14 protein-coding genes are annotated in these 17,399 nt (G+C 76.1%); 12 read left to right on the top strand and 2 right to left on the bottom strand.

Going from position 1 to position 17,399, the window contains the following annotated elements; all coding sequences use genetic code 11:
• Window positions 1–309 precede the first annotated feature (309 nt).
• From ACF053_RS04900 to ACF053_RS04855, 10 genes are all read left to right on the top strand, one after another.
• Window positions 310–1,752: an NCS2 family permease gene (locus ACF053_RS04900; RefSeq protein ID WP_391952503.1), complete on the top strand. Its 1,443-nt coding sequence runs from the start codon at window positions 310–312 to the stop codon at window positions 1,750–1,752.
• Between the two features lie 52 nt (window positions 1,753–1,804).
• Window positions 1,805–2,941, top strand: coding sequence for an XdhC family protein (locus ACF053_RS04895; RefSeq protein WP_391952502.1), 1,137 nt, complete (start codon window positions 1,805–1,807; stop codon window positions 2,939–2,941).
• 103 nt (window positions 2,942–3,044) lie between these two features.
• Window positions 3,045–3,452, top strand: coding sequence for a hypothetical protein (locus ACF053_RS04890; RefSeq protein WP_391952501.1), 408 nt, complete (start codon window positions 3,045–3,047; stop codon window positions 3,450–3,452).
• 614 nt (window positions 3,453–4,066) lie between these two features.
• Entirely contained in the window at window positions 4,067–5,167 is a 1,101-nt protein-coding gene (locus ACF053_RS04885) for a glutamate--cysteine ligase (protein WP_391952500.1), read from the top strand.
• 126 nt (window positions 5,168–5,293) lie between these two features.
• Window positions 5,294–5,464: a hypothetical protein gene (locus ACF053_RS04880; protein ID WP_391952499.1), complete on the top strand. Its 171-nt coding sequence runs from the start codon at window positions 5,294–5,296 to the stop codon at window positions 5,462–5,464.
• Window positions 5,465–5,539: 75 nt separating this feature from the next.
• On the top strand, window positions 5,540–5,713 hold the full coding sequence (locus ACF053_RS04875) for a CsbD family protein (protein WP_391952498.1): 174 nt from the start codon (window positions 5,540–5,542) through the stop codon (window positions 5,711–5,713).
• A 1,018-nt stretch (window positions 5,714–6,731) separates the two neighbouring features.
• A complete protein-coding gene (locus ACF053_RS04870) occupies window positions 6,732–7,280 on the top strand; it encodes a (2Fe-2S)-binding protein (protein WP_391952497.1) in 549 nt (182 codons plus the stop codon).
• Window positions 7,277–8,272, top strand: a complete 996-nt coding sequence (locus tag ACF053_RS04865) for an FAD binding domain-containing protein (RefSeq protein ID WP_391952496.1) — start codon at window positions 7,277–7,279, stop codon at window positions 8,270–8,272. The genes ACF053_RS04870 and ACF053_RS04865 overlap by 4 nt, the downstream gene beginning before the upstream one ends.
• 41 nt (window positions 8,273–8,313) lie before the next feature.
• A complete protein-coding gene (locus ACF053_RS04860) occupies window positions 8,314–10,446 on the top strand; it encodes a xanthine dehydrogenase family protein molybdopterin-binding subunit (protein WP_391952495.1) in 2,133 nt (710 codons plus the stop codon).
• Window positions 10,447–10,483: 37 nt separating this feature from the next.
• Window positions 10,484–11,446 (top strand): glutaminase, encoded by a 963-nt coding sequence (locus ACF053_RS04855; RefSeq protein ID WP_449336524.1) that lies wholly within the window; start codon window positions 10,484–10,486, stop codon window positions 11,444–11,446.
• Here ACF053_RS04855 and ACF053_RS04850 read toward each other — a convergent pair.
• Together ACF053_RS04850 and ACF053_RS04845 are read right to left on the bottom strand one after the other, a co-directional pair.
• Entirely contained in the window at window positions 11,415–13,505 is a 2,091-nt protein-coding gene (locus tag ACF053_RS04850) for an MMPL family transporter (RefSeq protein WP_391952493.1), read from the bottom strand. The two genes, ACF053_RS04855 and ACF053_RS04850, sit on opposite strands and share 32 nt — an antisense overlap.
• 246 nt (window positions 13,506–13,751) lie before the next feature.
• Window positions 13,752–14,249, bottom strand: a complete 498-nt coding sequence (locus ACF053_RS04845) for a MarR family winged helix-turn-helix transcriptional regulator (RefSeq protein WP_391952492.1) — start codon at window positions 14,247–14,249, stop codon at window positions 13,752–13,754.
• 152 nt (window positions 14,250–14,401) lie between these two features.
• Here ACF053_RS04845 and ACF053_RS04840 point away from each other — a divergent pair, with 152 nt between their 5' ends.
• Both ACF053_RS04840 and ACF053_RS04835 read left to right on the top strand, forming a co-directional pair.
• Complete coding sequence (locus ACF053_RS04840) at window positions 14,402–15,925, top strand: SDR family oxidoreductase (protein WP_391952491.1); 1,524 nt, start codon at window positions 14,402–14,404, stop codon at window positions 15,923–15,925.
• Entirely contained in the window at window positions 15,922–17,292 is a 1,371-nt protein-coding gene (locus ACF053_RS04835; RefSeq protein WP_391952490.1) for a cryptochrome/photolyase family protein, read from the top strand. The genes ACF053_RS04840 and ACF053_RS04835 overlap by 4 nt, the downstream gene beginning before the upstream one ends.
• The last annotated feature ends 107 nt before the right edge of the window (window positions 17,293–17,399 follow it).

Raw genomic sequence — 17,399 nt, 5'->3', positions numbered from 1 at the left:
CGCCCCCGAACCTCCGGGCGGTGCGCGGCTCCCGGGAACGTCACAGTCCCGCGGCCCGCACCGTCCGGAGCACCACCACCGAACCACCGCACAGCCGCAGGGAGACCCCCACAGGCACGTCGGACCGATCGGACCGCACCGCTCGCGGTCCCCGCACCCACCACCCCCCATCCCCCCACCCCCAGCGCAGAACCCCGTCCGTCTCGGGCCGTTCCCCCGGGTCGTGCAGCCAAGCACCATCCCAAATCCCGCACGAGGGCCCGGAGTCGGAGCCCGCGGGTGCCCCTGTGAACCTTGGGAGTAGGCACCATGACCCAATCGTCAGTGGAGCCGAAGACCGTTCCGGAAGACGCGGGCGAAGGCACGCGCATCCCCGCCGGACGGTCTTGGCTCGATCGGTACTTTCACATCACCCACAGAGGAACCACCGTCGCGCGCGAGGTGCGCGGCGGCGTCACGACCTTCATGGCCATGGCGTACATCCTCCTGCTCAACCCGCTGCTGCTCGGCGGCGAGGACGTGCTCGGCAACAAGCTGGGCCAGCCCGCCCTGATCACGGCAACCGCCCTCGCGGCAGCGGTCACCACCCTGGCGATGGGTCTCATCGGCAAGGTCCCGCTCGCCCTGGCGGCGGGCCTCAGCGTCGCGGGCGTCGTCTCCACCCAGGTGGCGCCCCACATGACCTGGCCGCAGGCCATGGGCATGTGCGTGATCTACGGCGGGGTGATCTGCCTCCTGGTGGTCACCGGCGTCCGCGAGGTCATCATGAACGCCATACCGCTGGCCCTGAAGCACGGCATCACCATCGGCATCGGCCTGTTCATCGCGATGATCGGCTTCGTCAACGCCGGCTTCGTCGGCAAGGGCCTGGGCGGCGGTCCCGTCACCCTCGGCGTCGGCGGCTCGCTCACCGGCTGGCCGGTCGCCCTCTTCACCGTCACCCTGCTGCTGATCTTCATGCTCCAGGCACGGCGGGTCCCCGGCGCGATCCTGCTGGGCATCGTCGCCGGCACCGTCATCTCCGTCGTCGCCACCGCCACCGGCCTCATCGAGGAGGAGGCGTGGGGCGGCAAGGCGCCGGTCCTGCACGGCGGGGTCGTCTCCATGCCGGACTTCTCGCTCTTCGGCCAGGTCGAGTTCGGCGGCTGGGAGCAGCTCGGCTACGCGGCGGTCGGCATGATCGTCTTCACGCTCGTGCTGGCCGGCTTCTTCGACGCCATGGCGACGATCATCGCCGTCGGGCAGGAGGCCAAGCTCGCCGACGCCTCCGGCCGCATGCCGGGCCTCAACAAGGCGCTGTTCATCGACGGCGCGGGCGGCGCGATCGGCGGCGTCACGAGCGCCTCCGGACAGACCGTCTTCATCGAGTCCGCCACCGGCGTCGGCGAGGGCGCCCGGACCGGGCTGTCCGCCTCGGTCACCGGGTTGTTCTTCGCCGCCTGCCTCTTCTTCACCCCGCTGACGCAGCTCGTACCGGGCCAGGTGGCCTCCGCCGCCCTGGTCGTGATCGGCGCGATGATGCTGCAGAACGCCCGCCACGTCGACTGGGCCGACTGGTCCGTCGCCGTGCCGGTCTTCCTCACGGTCGTGCTGATGCCGTTCACGTACACCATCACCACCGGTGTCGGCGCCGGCGTCATCGCCTTCTGCGCGATCAAGGCCGCCCAGGGCAAGTGGCGCGAGCCCAGTGTCCTGATGTGGGTCCTCTCCGCGGTGTTCGTCTTCTACTTCGTGACCGGCACCGGCCACTGACGGACGCCCACGCCCCTCCACACCACCGCTCCGAAGCCCCAAGGAGGCCGACATGCTGGACATCGCCGAGGAGCTCGGCCAGTGGGTCGAGCAGGGACGCGACTTCGCCGTCGCCACCGTCGTGGCGGTCAGCGGCAGCGCGCCCCGGCAACCCGGTGCCGCGCTCGCCGTCGACCGCGACGGCACGGCGATCGGATCGGTCTCCGGCGGCTGTGTGGAGGGGGCCGTGTACGAGCTGTGCCGGCAGGCGATCGAGGACGGCGACACCGTCCTCGAACGCTTCGGCTACAGCGACGAGGACGCCTTCGCCGTGGGGCTCACCTGCGGCGGGGTCATCGACGTCCTCGTCACCCCGGTCCGCGGCGGGGTCTTCCCCGCCGCGCTGGCCGCCGCCGCCCGCGGCGAGTCGGCGGCCCTGGCCCGCGTCGTCGACGGGCCGGCCGACCTGATGGGCAGCGCCCTGCTCGTACGCCCCGACGGCTCGCACGAGGGCGGGCTCGGCGGCCACCCGGGCCTCGACCGCACCGCCGCGGCCGAGGCGCGCGCCCTGCTCGACGCGGGCCGCACCGGCACCGTCACCATCGGCGAGGAGGGCGCGCGGTGCGGCCGGCCACTGACGCTGCTCGTCGAGTCCAGCGTCCCCGCGCCCCGCATGATCGTCTTCGGGGCCATCGACTTCGCGTCGGCGCTCGTACGGGTCGGGAAGTTCCTCGGCTACCACGTCACCGTGTGCGACGCCCGGCCGGTCTTCGCGACCGCCGCCCGGTTCCCCGACGCCGACGAAATCGTCGTCGGCTGGCCGCACGAGTACCTGGAGGCGACCCGGGTCGACGCGCGGACCGTGCTGTGCGTCCTCACCCACGACGCCAAGTTCGACATCCCGCTCCTGCGGCACGCGCTGCGCCTCCCCGTCGCGTACGTCGGCGCCATGGGCTCCCGCCGCACCCACGAGGACCGCAACCGGCGGCTGCGCGAGGTCGGCGTCACCGAACTCGAACTGGCCCGCCTGCGCTCCCCGATCGGCCTCGACCTCGGCGCCCGCACGCCGGAGGAGACCGCCCTGTCGATCGCCGCCGAGATCGTCGCCGCCCGCCGCGGCGGCAGCGGCGCGTCCCTGACCGGCGCGCACACCCCGATCCACCACGACGGCCCGTCCACCCCCGCCGGCCGCATCGACTCCGTGGCGTGACCGCTCCCGGAGGGGAGCGGTCACGGCCGTACCGGGCGTACTCGGACGAGCCCTGAGTACGCGCACTCAGGCCGGCGCCGGGGAGATCCACGAGGCTGTGGCCATGCGACGACCTTCCAAGTCAGCCGTCCCCCAGCTGGGGACCGGCCTCCTGCTGGCCCTGCTCGCGACCGCGGTGTGGGCCGCGTGGCTCGGCTGGGACCAGCACCCCGACGTGCAGCCCGACGGTTCGACGACCGGCCCGTACGAGGCGTGGCAGGTGATCGGGCTGGTGCTGGCCCTGCTGGTGCCGGTCTCCTGGGCCGCGTACCGGCGCCACCTCGTCGCCGCGGTGCTCGGCCCCACGGCGGGCCTGACCGCCGCCGCCTTCCACGACTGGTCGGACGACTCCAGCGGCCTCTTCGTGATCGGCGTGGGGCTGGTCATGGTGGGGAGCCTCGCCGCGACCTCCGCCGTCACCGCCGTGGTCGCCGCCTCGACGCGGGACGGGCGGCGCGGCGGCACTCCCTAGTCGGGGGCGTCCCTCTCCTCGGCGGGCCCGCACCGGCCCGCGCCGCAGGGACCCGCCCGAGCGGTCCAGGCCCTGGCCGACGGTCCACGGGCGAGATCGGCCGGCGGCGTGCCCGGTCACCGCGGGCTCCCGCCCGAGGCGGGCCGGCAGGGGCGATGGCGGCCGCGGCGTGGCGGTCCCTCGGTCTCGACGAACCGGAAGCCGCCCATCCGCCCCGGAGGGCGGGCACGGCCTCCGGAGGTGACGGCCGACCCGGCTCCCCCGCGCGCGCTCGCGGGGTGGGGGAGGAGGGGCTGCGCCGCACGTCGGGGACGTCAGGGGGGTGAGCGTCGCGCCTGTTCCGGCCGGGTGCGGTGGGAACTCGCCAGATCCCGCCGACGGGCCCCCGGGGCGGTGCGCGGCGGACCCGGGCCGGGGATGATGGTGCGTCCGGACCGTCCGCGACGCGGCGCGCCCGCGGGGGCGGCGTCCGCAAGGTGATGTGCCCTCAGGGGCGGTACGGCCGTGGTCCAGCACGCCGCAGTCCAGCACGTCCAGCACGTCCAGCACGACCGGCAAGTCCGGCAGTTCCGTCAGTTGTCCCCCACAGGATGCGACCGGAAAGGCGGGTTCTTTTGCGCAGTGTCGGAGTGGAGGAGGAACTCCTCCTGGTGGACCCGCGATCGGGGCAGCCGCGCGCTGTCTCCGAAGAGGTACTGGCCGTGGCCGCCCGGCGGTACGAGGGGCGGGAGCACGCCTTCACCAAGGAGCTGCAGGGCCAGCAGCTGGAGTTCGGGACGCTGCCCCGGACGTCCATGGCCGAGCTGGCCGCCGAGATCGAGCGGTGCCGGGCGGACGCCGCGTCCCTCGCCGCCGAGGCGGGTGTCGCCGTCGCGGCGCTGGCGACGTCGCCGCTGCCGGTGGCCCCCGCGGTCAGCGAGGGCCGGCGGTACGACTGGATCCGGGAGAACTACGCGGTGACCGCCCTCGAACAGCTCACCAGCGGCTGCCACGTCCACGTCTCGGTCACCTCGGACGAGGAGGGCGTGGCCGTCCTCGACCGGATCAGGTCCTGGCTCTCGGTGCTGCTCGCGCTGAGCGCCAACTCGCCCTTCTGGCAGGGCGGCGACAGCGGCCACCACAGCTACCGCAGCCGGGTGTGGGGCCGTTGGCCCTCGACGGGGCCCGTGGAGGCGTTCGGGTCCGCCGAGCGGTACCACCGGCGGGTGCGCGAGCTGGTCGCCACGGGCGTCCTCCAGGACGAGGGGATGATCTACTACGACGCCCGGCTCTCCCGCCACTACCCGACCGTCGAGATCCGCACCGCCGACGTCTGCCTGGACGCCTCCACGACGGTCCTGGTCGCCGCGCTCGCCCGGGCGCTCGTCGACACCGCGGCACGGCAGTGGCGGGAGGGCACCCCACCCGACGAGCACGGCATCGGACTGCTGCGCGCCGCCGCCTGGCGCGCGGCCCGCTCCGGGCTCGACGGCGAACTCCTCCACCCGCACACCATGCGCCCCGCACCGGCCGAGCGCGTCGTGCGGGCGCTCTTCCTCCACGTCGAGGCGGCGCTCGACGAGAACGGCGACCTGGCCCTCGCCCGCAAGGCCCTCGACGACCTGCTGAGCGACGGCAACGGCGCCCAGGTCCAGCGGCGGCTGCTGGGGCGGTACGGCAGCCTGCCGGCGGTGGTCGCCGAGTGCGTGCGCCGGACGCAGGAAGGGGTGCGCTGACCCCGGCCGCGCGGGGAAGGGAACGGGGGTACGAAGTGCCGCGCATGATCCGCGCGGCACCGGGCAGACGGCGAGCGCCGGGTCCCCCCGGCCCCAGCCGTCCCGCGCGCACCGAGGAGCACACCCGTGACGACCCACCCCCACATCGCCGACTCCCCGATCTACGACCGGCTCGTCGAGGAGCACGGAGACGTCCTGGACGAGGTGAGAAGGCTCGCCGAGACGGCCCACGAGCAGGCCGAGCGCATGCTCGACTGGGACGCGCTCGACCTTCCGCGCGAGTCGGAGCAGTCCTGACCGTCCCGGTTTGCCCGGCTGTGCCCGGGGCAGGCGGGCCGTGCCGGGACCGAGCGACGACCAGGGAGGACGAGCATGTCCGCGAAGCGCAAGGCGTCCCCGAAGGCACAGCAGCTCAAGGGCGCCGTGAAGGAGAACGTGGGCCGCGCCGTCGGCAACGAGGAGATGGCCGCCGAAGGCAGCTCGGAGCGCGCGCGGGGCGAGCTGCGCGAGGCGGGGAAGAAGGCGAAGAACGCGCTGAAGCGCTGACCCCGTGCGGGGGCGGCCGGCCTCTGACGGAGCCGGCCGCCCCGGCGTGGGGCGCGCCGCCGGCCCGAGACGCGTCTGCGGGCCGCCTGCGCTCCCGCGCAGTCCGCCCGACCCTCGCGTCGGACTCGCACGGCCGCCGTGTCGAGCCCGAGGCCGTCCCGGCGGCGTGTGTCCGGGCCCGTCCGCGCCCACATGCCCGGCCGCCTCGCCCCGGGTCGGCACGCTGAGGCCCGCCGCCGCGTGGGGTTCCCGCCGTCCCCGTCGGACCCCGTGTCGGGCACGCCCGGGCCGAGGGTCTGGGGCCCGCCGTCCTCGCGGCGTGTGTCCGGGCTCGTCCGCGCCCACGTGCCCGGCCGTCCGCCGAGCCCTGGTGCCCATCCGTCAGGCCCCGACGGGCCCCGCATCGGGCCCGCGGCCGTCCCTGCGGCGTGCCTGCCCTCTCGTGCCGGCCGCCGCACCCCCCGTCGGCACGCTGCTGGCCCGCGGCCGTGCGGGGGCCGCCGCCGTCCCCCTCGGGCCCCGTGTCGGGCAGGCTCCGGCCCCTCGTCAGGCCAGCCGTCCCCCCCGGCGTGCCTCCGGGCCGCCCGCACCCTCGTGCCCGGTCGCCCGCCGAGCCCTGGTGCCCATCCGGCGGGCCCGCAGGGGTCCCGACGCTGTCCCCGCGGCGTGTTTCCGGCCCGCCGTGTGCGTGGCACCGTCGCCGGGACCGTCGCCTCGCGGGGCGGCCGGTCGCCGCTGCCCCTCCGGGGCCCGGACGCCCACGGAAGGGTCGGGGCCCGGACGGCCCTCCGAAGGAGCCGGGCCCCCTCCGCCGCGCTCCGGGCGCCCTCGGTACTCCGGTGCGCCGTACCCGGGCGGGTCGCCCGGTCGCGCGTCCGCGGGGCGTTCGGCGTGCCGGGAGGTGTGACCTGGCCCAGGCTGGATACGTGAAGCGGGCGGCCGCCGCCCGACCCGCACCCGCACCCCGCGCCCGCCCGCCGACCACCGCTCGTCCCCGCCCTCCGGAAGGCCCCGCACCGTGCAGCCGACGACGCCCCCGCCCGATCCGTACCACTCCGAGATCACCCTCCGGGTGAACGGGACGCCCCACACCCTCACCGTCGACCACCGGGGCACCCTGCTCGACGTGCTGCGCGAGGGCCTCGACCTCACCGGCGCGAAGAAGGGCTGCGACCACGGGCAGTGCGGTTCGTGCACCGTCCTCGTCGACGGGCGGCGCGCCAACGCCTGCCTGCTGCTGGCGGTCGCCCAGGACGGGTGCGACGTCACCACCGTCGAGGGGCTCGCCGACGCGGACGGCACGCTGCACCCCCTCCAGCGGGCCTTCCTCGACCGCGACGCCTTCCAGTGCGGCTACTGCACCCCGGGCCAGCTCTGCTCGGCCGTGGGCATGCTCGCGGAGGTCGCCGCCGGCCACCCCTCCGCCGTGACCGCCGACGGCGCGCCCCCCGCCCCGGGAGCCGCCGCCCTCGACCGCGAGGAGATCCGCGAGCGACTGAGCGGCAACCTCTGCCGCTGCGGCGCCTACCCCCACATCGTCCAGGCCGTGGAGGACGTGTCCCGGTGAAACCCTTCGCGTACGTCCGCGCCCGCACCGTCGGGGAGGCCACCGCCGCCCACGCGGCGCACCCCGGCGCCCGCTACCTCGGCGGCGGCACCAACCTCGTCGACCTGATGAAGCTCGGCGTCGAGACGCCCGACGCGCTCGTCGACGTCACCGGACTGCCGCTGGACGAGGTGCGGGAAGGGCCCGACGGCGGCCTGAGCGTCGGCGCCACCGTCCGCAACAGCGACCTCGCCGCGCACCCCCTGGTCCGCGACCGCTACCCCGCCGTCTCCCGCGCCCTGCTCTCCGGTGCCTCGGGGCAGCTCCGCAACGCCGCCACCACCGGCGGCAACCTCCTCCAGCGCACCCGCTGCCCCTACTTCCAGGACCTCACCAAGCCCTGCAACAAGCGCGTCCCCGGCAGCGGCTGCGGCGCCCGGGACGGCGTCCACCGGGACCACGCCGTCCTGGGCCACTCGGACCTGTGCATCGCCACCCACCCCTCCGACCTCGCCGTCGCGCTCGCCGCCCTCGACGCCGACGTCGAGCTGCACGGCCCGGACGGCGCCCGCACCGTGCCCGTCGCCGCGTTCCACCGCCTGCCCGGCGACCACCCCGAGCTGGACACGGTCATCCGGCCCGGGGAGCTCGTCACCGGCGTGACCTTGCCCGCCGCGACGGCAGGGCTCGCCTCCACCTACCGCAAGGTCCGCGACCGCGCCTCGTACGCCTTCGCGCTCGTCTCCGTCGCCGCCGTCCTCGACCTCGACGCCCGGGGCGCCGTACGGCACGTGGGGCTGGCGTTCGGCGGGCTCGCGCACCGCCCCTGGCGGGCCCGCCGGGCCGAGGAGGCCCTGCTCGGCACCGCCCCCACCGCGGCGGATGTCACCCGCGCCGTCGCCGCCGAACTCGCCGCCGCCGAACCGCTGCGCGACAACGCCTACAAGGTCACCCTCGCCCAGCGGCTCGCCGAGGACGTCGTCGGCGGCCTCGCCGGCGCCCCCCGCCCCTGACCGGAACCGGCCCCCCCGCCCCTGACCGGAGAAGGACCCCCATGGCCGCCACCCCGCACACCCTCGGCGCCCCCGCCGAGCGCATCGAAGGCCGCGACAAGGTCACCGGCGCCGCGCGGTACGCAGCCGAGCACACCCCGCCCGGCTGCCTCCACGCCTGGCCCGTCGCCGCCGGGGTCGCCTGCGGCCGGGTCACCGCCGTCGACACCGCGGCCGCCCTGGCCCTGCCGGGCGCGGTCGCCGTCCTCACCCCCTTCGACGCGCCCCGCTTCGCCGCGCCGCCCGACGACGCCGAACTCGACGTCCTGCAGTACGACGCCGTCCCGCACCGCGGCTGGTACGTCGCCCTCGCCCTGGCCGAGACGCCGGAGGCGGCCCGCGCCGTCGCCGCCGCCGTCCGCGTCGCGTACGCCGACCCCGGTGACGAGCCGGAGCCGCACGACGTCGTCCTCGCCGAGGACCACCCGGAGGCGTACACCCCCGAGAAGGCCAACGGCGGCCAGCCCGGCCACCGCGAGCGCGGCGACGCGGCCGCCGCCTTCGCCGCCGCCCCCGTACGCGTCGACACCGACTACCGCGTGCCGCCCCTGCACAACCACCCCATGGAGCCGCACGCCGCCACCGCCCACTACTCCGGTGGCCGGCTCACCGTGTACGACTCCTGCCAGGGCGGCAACGCCGTCCGCTCCGTCCTCGCCACCCTCTTCGACCTGCCCGAGGAGCGGGTCACCGTCGTCGCCGAGCACGTCGGAGGCGGCTTCGGCAGCAAGGGCACACCGCGCCCGCACGTCGTGCTCGCCGCGATGGCGGCGATCCGCACCGGCCGGCCCGTCAAGCTCGCGCTGCCCCGCCGCCACCTGCCCGCCGTCACCGGGCACCGCGCCCCCACCCTGCACCGGCTGCGGCTCGGCGCGGAACGGGACGGCACCCTCACCTCCCTCAGTCACGAGGTCACCACCCACACCTCGCGCATCGCCGAGTTCGTCGAGCAGGCCGCGGTGCCCGCCCGCGTCATGTACGGCTCCCCGCACAGCCTGACGACCCACCGCGTCGTCCCCCTCGACGTGCCCACCCCGTCGTGGATGCGCGCGCCCGGCGAGACCCCCGGCATGTACGCCCTGGAGTCGGCCATGGACGAGCTCGCCGACGCCCTCGGCATGGACCCGGTCGAGCTGCGCGTCCGCAACGACCCGGCCACCGAGCCCGACAGCGGCCGCCCCTTCAGCAGCCGCAACCTCGTCGGCTGCCTGCACGAGGGGGCGCGCCGCTTCGGCTGGGCCGACCGCGACCCGCGTCCCGGCGCCCGTCGCGAGGGCCCCCTCCTCATCGGCTCGGGCGTGGCCGCCGCCACCTACCCGGCGTACGCCGCGCCGTCCACCGCGTCGGCCACCGCCCACCCCGGCGGCACGTACACCGTCCGCGTCAACGCCACCGACATCGGCACCGGCGCGCGGACCGTCCTCGCGCAGGTCGCCGCCGCCGCGCTGGCCGTGCCGCTGGACGCCGTGCGCATCGAGATCGGCAGCACCCGCCTCCCGCGCGCCCCCCTCGCGGGCGGCTCCTCCGGCACCGCGTCCTGGGGCTGGGCCGTCCACCGGGCCTGCACCGACCTCACGGCGGCCCTCGCCGCCCGGCCCCACCCCCTGCCCGCGGACGGGCTGACGGTCACCGCCGACACCTCCGACGAGGCCCGGCGCACCCCGCCGTACGCGCGGCACGCCTTCGGCGCGCACTTCGCCGAGGTCCAGGTCGACACCGTCACCGGAGAGGTGCGGCTGCGCCGCATGCTGGGCGTGTTCGCCGCGGGGCGCGTCCTCAACGCGCGCACCGCCCGCTCCCAGCTGGTCGGCGGCATGATCATGGGGATCGGCATGGCCCTGACCGAGGGCAGCACGATGGACGCCGCCCACGGCGACTTCACCGAGAGCGACCTCGCCTCCTACCACGTGCCCGCCCACGCCGACGTGACCGCCGTGGAGGCCCACTGGATCGACGAGGAGGACCGCCTCCTCAACCCCATGGGCAGCAAGGGCATCGGCGAGATCGGCACGGTCGGCGCGGCGGCCGCCGTCGGCAACGCCGTCCACCACGCCACCGGCGTCCGCTTCCGCGAACTCCCCCTCACCCCGGACCGGATCCTGCCGGCCCTCGTCGGGGCGGCTCCTCCCCACTGAGGCGCCCCCGCCGGGCCGCGTGCCGGGGACGTGCACAATGGGCCCCGAACACGCCATCGCACACGCCGGAGTGAGCACGACCGTGGCCCCCGCCTTCCAGCCCGTCCTCGACCAGATCGCCGCCGACATCGCCGCCCGGCCGGGCCGCGGCCGGCCGGCGGACTACATCCCGGCGCTCGCCGAGGCCGACACGCGCCGCTTCGGCATGGCCGTCGCCGAACTCGACGGCACGGTCTACGGGGTGGGGGACTGGCGCCGGCCGTTCTCCGCCCAGTCCATCACCAAGGCGTTCACCCTCGCCCTGACGCTCTCCCTGGAGGGCGAGGCCCTGTGGGAGCACGTGGGCCGCGAGCCCTCCGGCAACCCCTTCAACTCGCTGGTGCAGCTGGAGTACGAGCACGGCATCCCGCGCAACCCGTTCATCAACGCGGGCGCTCTCGTCGTCACCGACCGGCTGCACACACTGACCGGCGACGCCTCCGGCACGCTCCGCGCGTTCCTGCGCGCCGAGAGCGGCAACGCCGCCCTGGACTTCGACGAGGACGTCGCCGCGTCGGAGGCCGCGCACGGTGACCGCAACGCGGCCCTGGCCCACTTCATGGCCTCGTACCGCAACGTCGGCAACCCGGTGGGGGACCTGCTGGAGCAGTACTTCCGCCAGTGCTCCCTGGAGGCGTCCTGCGCCGACCTCGCCCTGGCCGCCGGCTTCCTCGCCCGGCACGGCGTGCGCGCCGACGGCTCCGCGCTGCTCAGCCGCAGCGAGGCGAAGCAGGTCAACGCCGTCATGCTGACCTGCGGGACGTACGACGCCGCCGGCGACTTCGCGTACCGGGTCGGGCTGCCCGGCAAGAGCGGCGTCGGCGGCGGCATCATCGCCGTCGTCCCCGGCCGGTGCACCCTGTGCGTGTGGAGCCCCGGCCTCGACGAGCGCGGCAACTCCGTCGCCGGGGTCGCCGCGCTCGACCGGTTCACGACCCTGACGGGCCTGTCCGTGTTCTGAGGGAGCTGGGCCACCAGGACACCGGCCCGATGTCCCGGACCAGCGCGGGCACGAGCAGCGACCGCACGACGAGCGTGTCGAGGAGCACGCCGAAGGCGACGATGAACGCGATCTGCAGCAGGAAGGCCAGCGGGATCACCGCGAGCGCGGCGAAGGTCGCGGCGAGCACCACGCCCGCCGAGGTGATCACCCCGCCGGTCGCGGTCAGGCCGCGCCGCACCCCCTCCCGGGTGCCGTGCAGGAAGGTCTCCTCGCGGACCCGGGACATCAGGAAGATGTTGTAGTCCACACCGAGGGCGACGAGGAAGACGAACCCGTACAGCGGGACCGAGGCGTCCGTGCCGCTGAAGCCCAGCACCCGCTCGAAGACGAGGGCCGAGACGCCCAGCGTCGCCAGGAAGTTCAGCGCGACCGTCGCCACCAGCAGCACCGGCAGGAGCAGGGAGCGCAGCAGCCCCACGAGGATCAGCAGGATGATCAGCAGCACCACCGGCACGATCACCTCGCGGTCCCGCTCGGCGGTCCGCTGGGTGTCGTACTGCTGCGCCGTGTAGCCGCCGACCAGGGCGTCGGCGCCCGGCACGGCGTGGACGGCGGTCCGCAGACGGGCCAGGGCCTCCTTGGCGGCGTCGCTGTCGGGGGCGTCCTGCAGCGTGGCGTTGACCTGGACGCGGCCGTCCACCGTCAGCGGCGGCCCGCCCGGGCGGCCGGACGCGGTGACGGGCACGGCCGAGTCGACCCCCCGGGTGCCCTCGGCCGCGGCGGTGACCGCGGGCAGCGCCGCCGCGTCCGCCACGATGACGGCCGGGTTGCCCGAACCGCCGGGGAAGTGCTCGGCGAGCACCCGGCCCGCCGAGACGGACGGCGCGTCGTCGACGAAGATCTCGTCCAGCGGCACCCCCCGCGCGGTGAGGGTGGGGGCGAACGCCGCGCACGCCAGCAGGGCCGCGAGCGTCACCGCCCAGACGCGGCGCGGGGCGCGGTCCACGAGGGCCGCCACCTTCGTCCACACGCCGTGCCCGGCGCCGGCCCTCCCGGACTTCGGCGCCGCCGGCCAGTACGCCTTGCGGCCCAGCAGGACCAGGACGGCCGGGAGGAACGTCAGCGCCCCGAGGACCGCGCAGACGATGCCGATGGCGCCGGCCGGACCCAGCGCGCGGTTGTTGGTCAGGTCGCTCAGCAGCAGGGCCAGCAGCCCCAGCGCGACCGTGGCGGCGCTCGCCCCGACGGGTCCGTACGACTGGCGCAGCGCGGCACGCATCGCGGCGTACCGGTCCTCGTGCCGGGCGAGCTCCTCCCGGAACCGCGCGGCCAGCAGCAGGGCGTAGTCGGTCGCGGCGCCGATGACGAGGATGAACAGGATGCCCTGCACCTGGCCGTCGACGCGCAGGACGTCGGCGTCGGCGAGGACGTACACCACCGCGCACGCCAGGGCCAGCGCGAACACCGCGCACAGGATGACCACCAGCGGCAGCAGCACGCTGCGGTACACCAGCAGCAGGATGAGCAGCACGGCGGCGAGGGCGACGCCCAGCAGCAGGCCGTCGATGCCGGCGAACGCGTCCCCCAGGTCGGCCTGGGTCGCCGCCGGGCCGGCCAACTGCGCACGCGTACCGGGGACGGCGCCGGTGGTGTCGCGCACCCGGTCCAGCACCGTGGACAGCTCGTCACCGAGGTCGGGCGCCAGCCGCAGGACGCCCTGGAGCGCCTCGCCGTCCTCGGAGGGCAGGGCGGGGGAGGGGCGGCCGACGACACCGGGCGTGCCGGCCAGCGAGGCGAGCGCCCGGGTGGCGTCCGCGCGCGCGGCGGGCGCGAGGCGCCCGCCGTCGGCCGCCGTCCACACGACGACGAGGGGCAGCGACTCCTCTTGGCGGAAGGCGCGCTGCGCCTCCAGGACGCGGGTCGACTCGGCGTCCTCGGGGAGGAAGGCCGCCTGGTCGTTGGTGGCCACCTCGCCGAGCTTGCCGGCGTACGGGCCGAGCCCGCCGCCGACGGCGAGCCACACGGCGATCAGGAGGGCGGGGAGCAGCCGGCGGGCGAGGGCCGGGAACGCGGACATGGGTCTCCTGCGGAAGAGGGAGGCGTCCCGGGGGCCGGCCCGGGGGAGCCGGCCCGCCGATCGTCTCGAGAAGTATCTCAACGACAAACTATCTCAATGATCGAGTTATATGCGTGGGCGGGGTCCCGCCACGCCGGGATCGGCTACACGCCCGGAGGCACCCGTACCCGATACACAGGCCGGGAACCGCCGCGCACCCGGGGCGCCGCGCACCGGGGGGCGCACCGGCCGCGGCCGTCCACCCCGTCAGCGCCGGGGCACGCCCTCCGCGCCCAGCTCCTCGTTCAGGACGGTGAGGAAGCGCAGCGCCACCGCCAGCTCCTCCGGCGCGAACCGCTCCCGCGCGGCCTCCGTCGCCCGGGCCAACGGCTGGAAGAAGGCGCGCGCGGCGCCGCGCGCCCCCTCGGCGTAGTGGAGGTGGACCACACGCCGGTCGGCGCTCTCCCGCGACCTGCGGATGTGTCCCGCCCGTTCCAGCCGGTCCACGCACGCGGTCACCGCGCCCGAGGTCAGCCCCAGGTGCTCGCGCAGCCGCCCCGGCGTCATCGGCTCCGTGGCGTCCAGGATGGCGGCGAGCGCCTGCACGTCCGTCGGGTGCAGGCCCTGGCTCGTCGCGAAGCCGTGCACCAGCCGGTTCACCTCGCCGTTCATCCGGCGCAGCTGCACGGCGAAGGCCTGCAGGTCCGCCGGGTGCCGCTCACCCCGCGCCCCGCCGTCGGCCCGCTCGTCGTCCCTCGTCACCACCTGGTCAGCCTATAGAAACCCGCAGGTGCGCATCCGCGCGCACCGGCCGGGCGGAACTCCGGAGCGGAACACCCACGACGGTCCACGCCGGGTGGGCGGAACACCGGGAGGCGGTCCACCGTGGAGAGAGCACCACACGAGACGGAGGCGTCATGACCGACACCACCCCGGGGCCCGACCGGGCTCCCCTCTGCCTGGTCACCGGCGCGACCGGGTACATCGGCGGCCGGCTCGTGCCCGAACTGCTCGCCGCCGGTCACCGTGTCCGCTGCCTGGCCCGCTCGCCCGGCAAGCTCCGCGACCACCCCTGGGCCGGCCGGGTCGAGATCGTCCGGGGCGACGTCACCGACGAGGAGTCGGTCGCCGCCGCCATGAACGGCGTCGACGTCGCCTACTACCTCGTCCACTCCCTCGGCACGGGCAGCGGCTTCGAGGACACCGACCGCCGCGCCGCGACCCTCTTCGGCGCGCGGGCCCGCGCCGCCGGCGTCGGCCGCCTCGTCTACCTCGGCGGCCTCACCCCCGCCGGGGTCCCCGCCGCCCGGCTCTCCGCGCACCTGCGGTCCCGCGACGAGGTGGGGCGGATCCTCCTCGACTCCGGCGTGCCCACCGCGGTCCTGCGCGCCGCGGTCATCCTCGGCTCCGGCTCCGCCTCCTTCGAGATGCTGCGCTACCTCACCGAGCGGCTCCCCGTCATGATCTCGCCCAGCTGGGTCGGCACCCGCATCCAGCCCGTCGCCGTCCGGGACGTCCTGCGCTACCTCGTCGGCAGCGCCCGGCTGCCCGCCGACGTCCACCGCACCTTCGACATCGGCGGGCCCGACGTCCTCACCTACCGCGACCTCATGCGGCGCTACGCCGCCGTCGCCGGGCTCCGGCGGCGGTTCATCGTGTCCGTCCCCGTGCTGAGCCTGCGCCTGTCCAGCCTGTGGATCGGACTCGTCACGCCCGTGCCCGCCTCCATCGCCCGGCCCCTCGCCGCCTCCCTGCGCCACGAGGTGGTCTGCCGGGAGCACGACATCGGCCGGTACGTCCCCGACCCGCCCGGCGCGCCCATCGGCGTCGACGAGGCCCTGGCGCTCGCCCTGCGCCGCGTCCGCGAGGCCCGCGTCACCACCCGCTGGTCGTCCGCGTCCGTGCCCGGCGCCCCCAGCGACCCGCTGCCCACCGACCCCGACTGGGCGGGCGGCAGCCTCTACACCGACGAGCGGGAGCGGCTGGTCGACGCCGACCCCGAGCGGTTGTGGCGGGTCATCGAAGGCGTCGGCGGCGACAACGGCTGGTACTCCTTCCCCCTCGCCTGGGCCGTGCGCGGCTGGCTCGACCGGCTCGTCGGCGGGGTGGGGCTCCGCCGCGGCCGCCGCGATGCCGCCCGGCTGCGCGCCGGCGACTCGCTCGACTTCTGGCGCGTCGAGGAGATCGAACGCGGCCGGCTGCTGCGCCTGCGCGCCGAGATGCGCCTGCCCGGCCTCGCCTGGCTGGAGATGTACGCCGACCGGGACGAGCAGGGCCGCACCCGCTACCGGCAGCGGGCCCTGTTCGCCCCGCGCGGCCTGGTCGGCCACGCCTACTGGTGGAGCGTCTCGCCGTTCCACGCCGTCGTCTTCGGCGGGATGGCCCGCAACATCACCAAGGCCGCGGCCAGACCCGCGACCTCCCCCGGGAGCGCGCCGTGACCACCGCCGTCGTCCTGTTCACCTCGGACCTGCGCCTGCACGACCACCCGCCGCTGCGGGCCGCCCTGCGCGCCCACGGCGCCGTGGTCCCGCTCTTCGTCCGCGACGAGGCCGTCACCGCCGCCGGGTTCGCCCCGCCCAACCGGGAGGCGTTCCTCGCCGATTGCCTCGCCGACCTCGACGCGGGGCTGCGGCGGCGCGGCGGGCGGCTCGTCGTACGGTCCGGGCGCGTCGCCGACGCGGTCGCCGCGGTGGCGGCGGAGACCGGCGCCACCGAGGTGCACCTGGCGGCCGACCACAGCGGTTACGCCCAGCACCGCGAGGAGCTCCTCCGCACGGTCCTGGCGGCCGCGGGGAGGCGGCTGCTCGTCCACGACGGGGTGGGCACCGTCGTCCCGCCCGGCGACGTCACCCCGCACGGCTCCGACCACTACGCCGTCTTCGGCCCGTACTTCCGCCGCTGGTCGGGGCAGCGGCCCCGCGAACCGCTCGCCGCGCCCCGCGCCGTCCCCGTGCCCGACGACGTCCGCTCCGAGGAGCTCCCGTCCCGCTCCGGCGTGCCCGGCACCTCGCCCGGCCTCGCCGCCGGGGGCGAGGGCGAGGGCCGGCGCCGGCTCGACGCCTGGCTGCGCGACGGTGTCGACGCGTACGGCGAACGCCACGACGACCTGGCGGGCGACGCCACGTCCCGGCTCTCGCCGCACCTGCACTTCGGTTCCGTCTCCGCCGTGGAGGCCGTCCACCGGGCGCGGGCCCGGGGCACGCCCGGCGCCGAGGCGTTCGCCCGGCAGCTGTGCTGGCGCGACTTCCACCGCCAGCTGCTCGCCGCCCGGCCCCGCGCGGCCCGCGACGACTACCGCACCCGGCACGACCGGTGGCGCGACGAGCGGACGGCGGCCGGTGACATCGAGGCGTGGCGCTGCGGCCGCACCGGCTACCCGGTCGTCGACGCCGCCATGCGCCAACTCGCCCACGAGGGCTGGATGCACAACCGGGGGCGGCTCCTCGCCGCGAGCTTCCTCACCAAGACGCTCTACGTCGACTGGCGCGTCGGCGCCCGGCACTTCCTGGAGCTGCTGGTCGACGGGGACGTCGCGAACAACCAGCTCAACTGGCAGTGGGTGGCGGGCACCGGCACCGACAGCCGCCCCCACCGCGTCCTCAACCCGGTCCTCCAGGGGCGCCGTTACGACCCCGAAGGCGCCTATGTGCGCCGCTGGGTACCGGAGCTGGCGGGCATCGCGGGCCCGGCCGTGCACGAGCCGTGGAAGCCGGCCGTCCGGGAGCGGATCGGCGACGGCTATCCGCCGCCGATCGTGGAACTCCCCGCCGCCCTGGCCCGCTTCCGCGAGGCCCGCGGCCGCTGAGACCGCCCACCGGGACGCTCGGTGCGGCCCGGCCCCGGGTCTCCGGGGCCCGGATCCCCGGGCCCGGACCCTCGGGTCTCCGGGTGCCCCGGGCCTCCGGGCCCGGA

The organism is Streptomyces kanasensis (assembly GCF_043077165.1).
Lineage (GTDB): Bacteria > Actinomycetota > Actinomycetes > Streptomycetales > Streptomycetaceae > Streptomyces > Streptomyces changanensis.
This window is presented reverse-complemented; position numbering and strand designations above follow the sequence as displayed.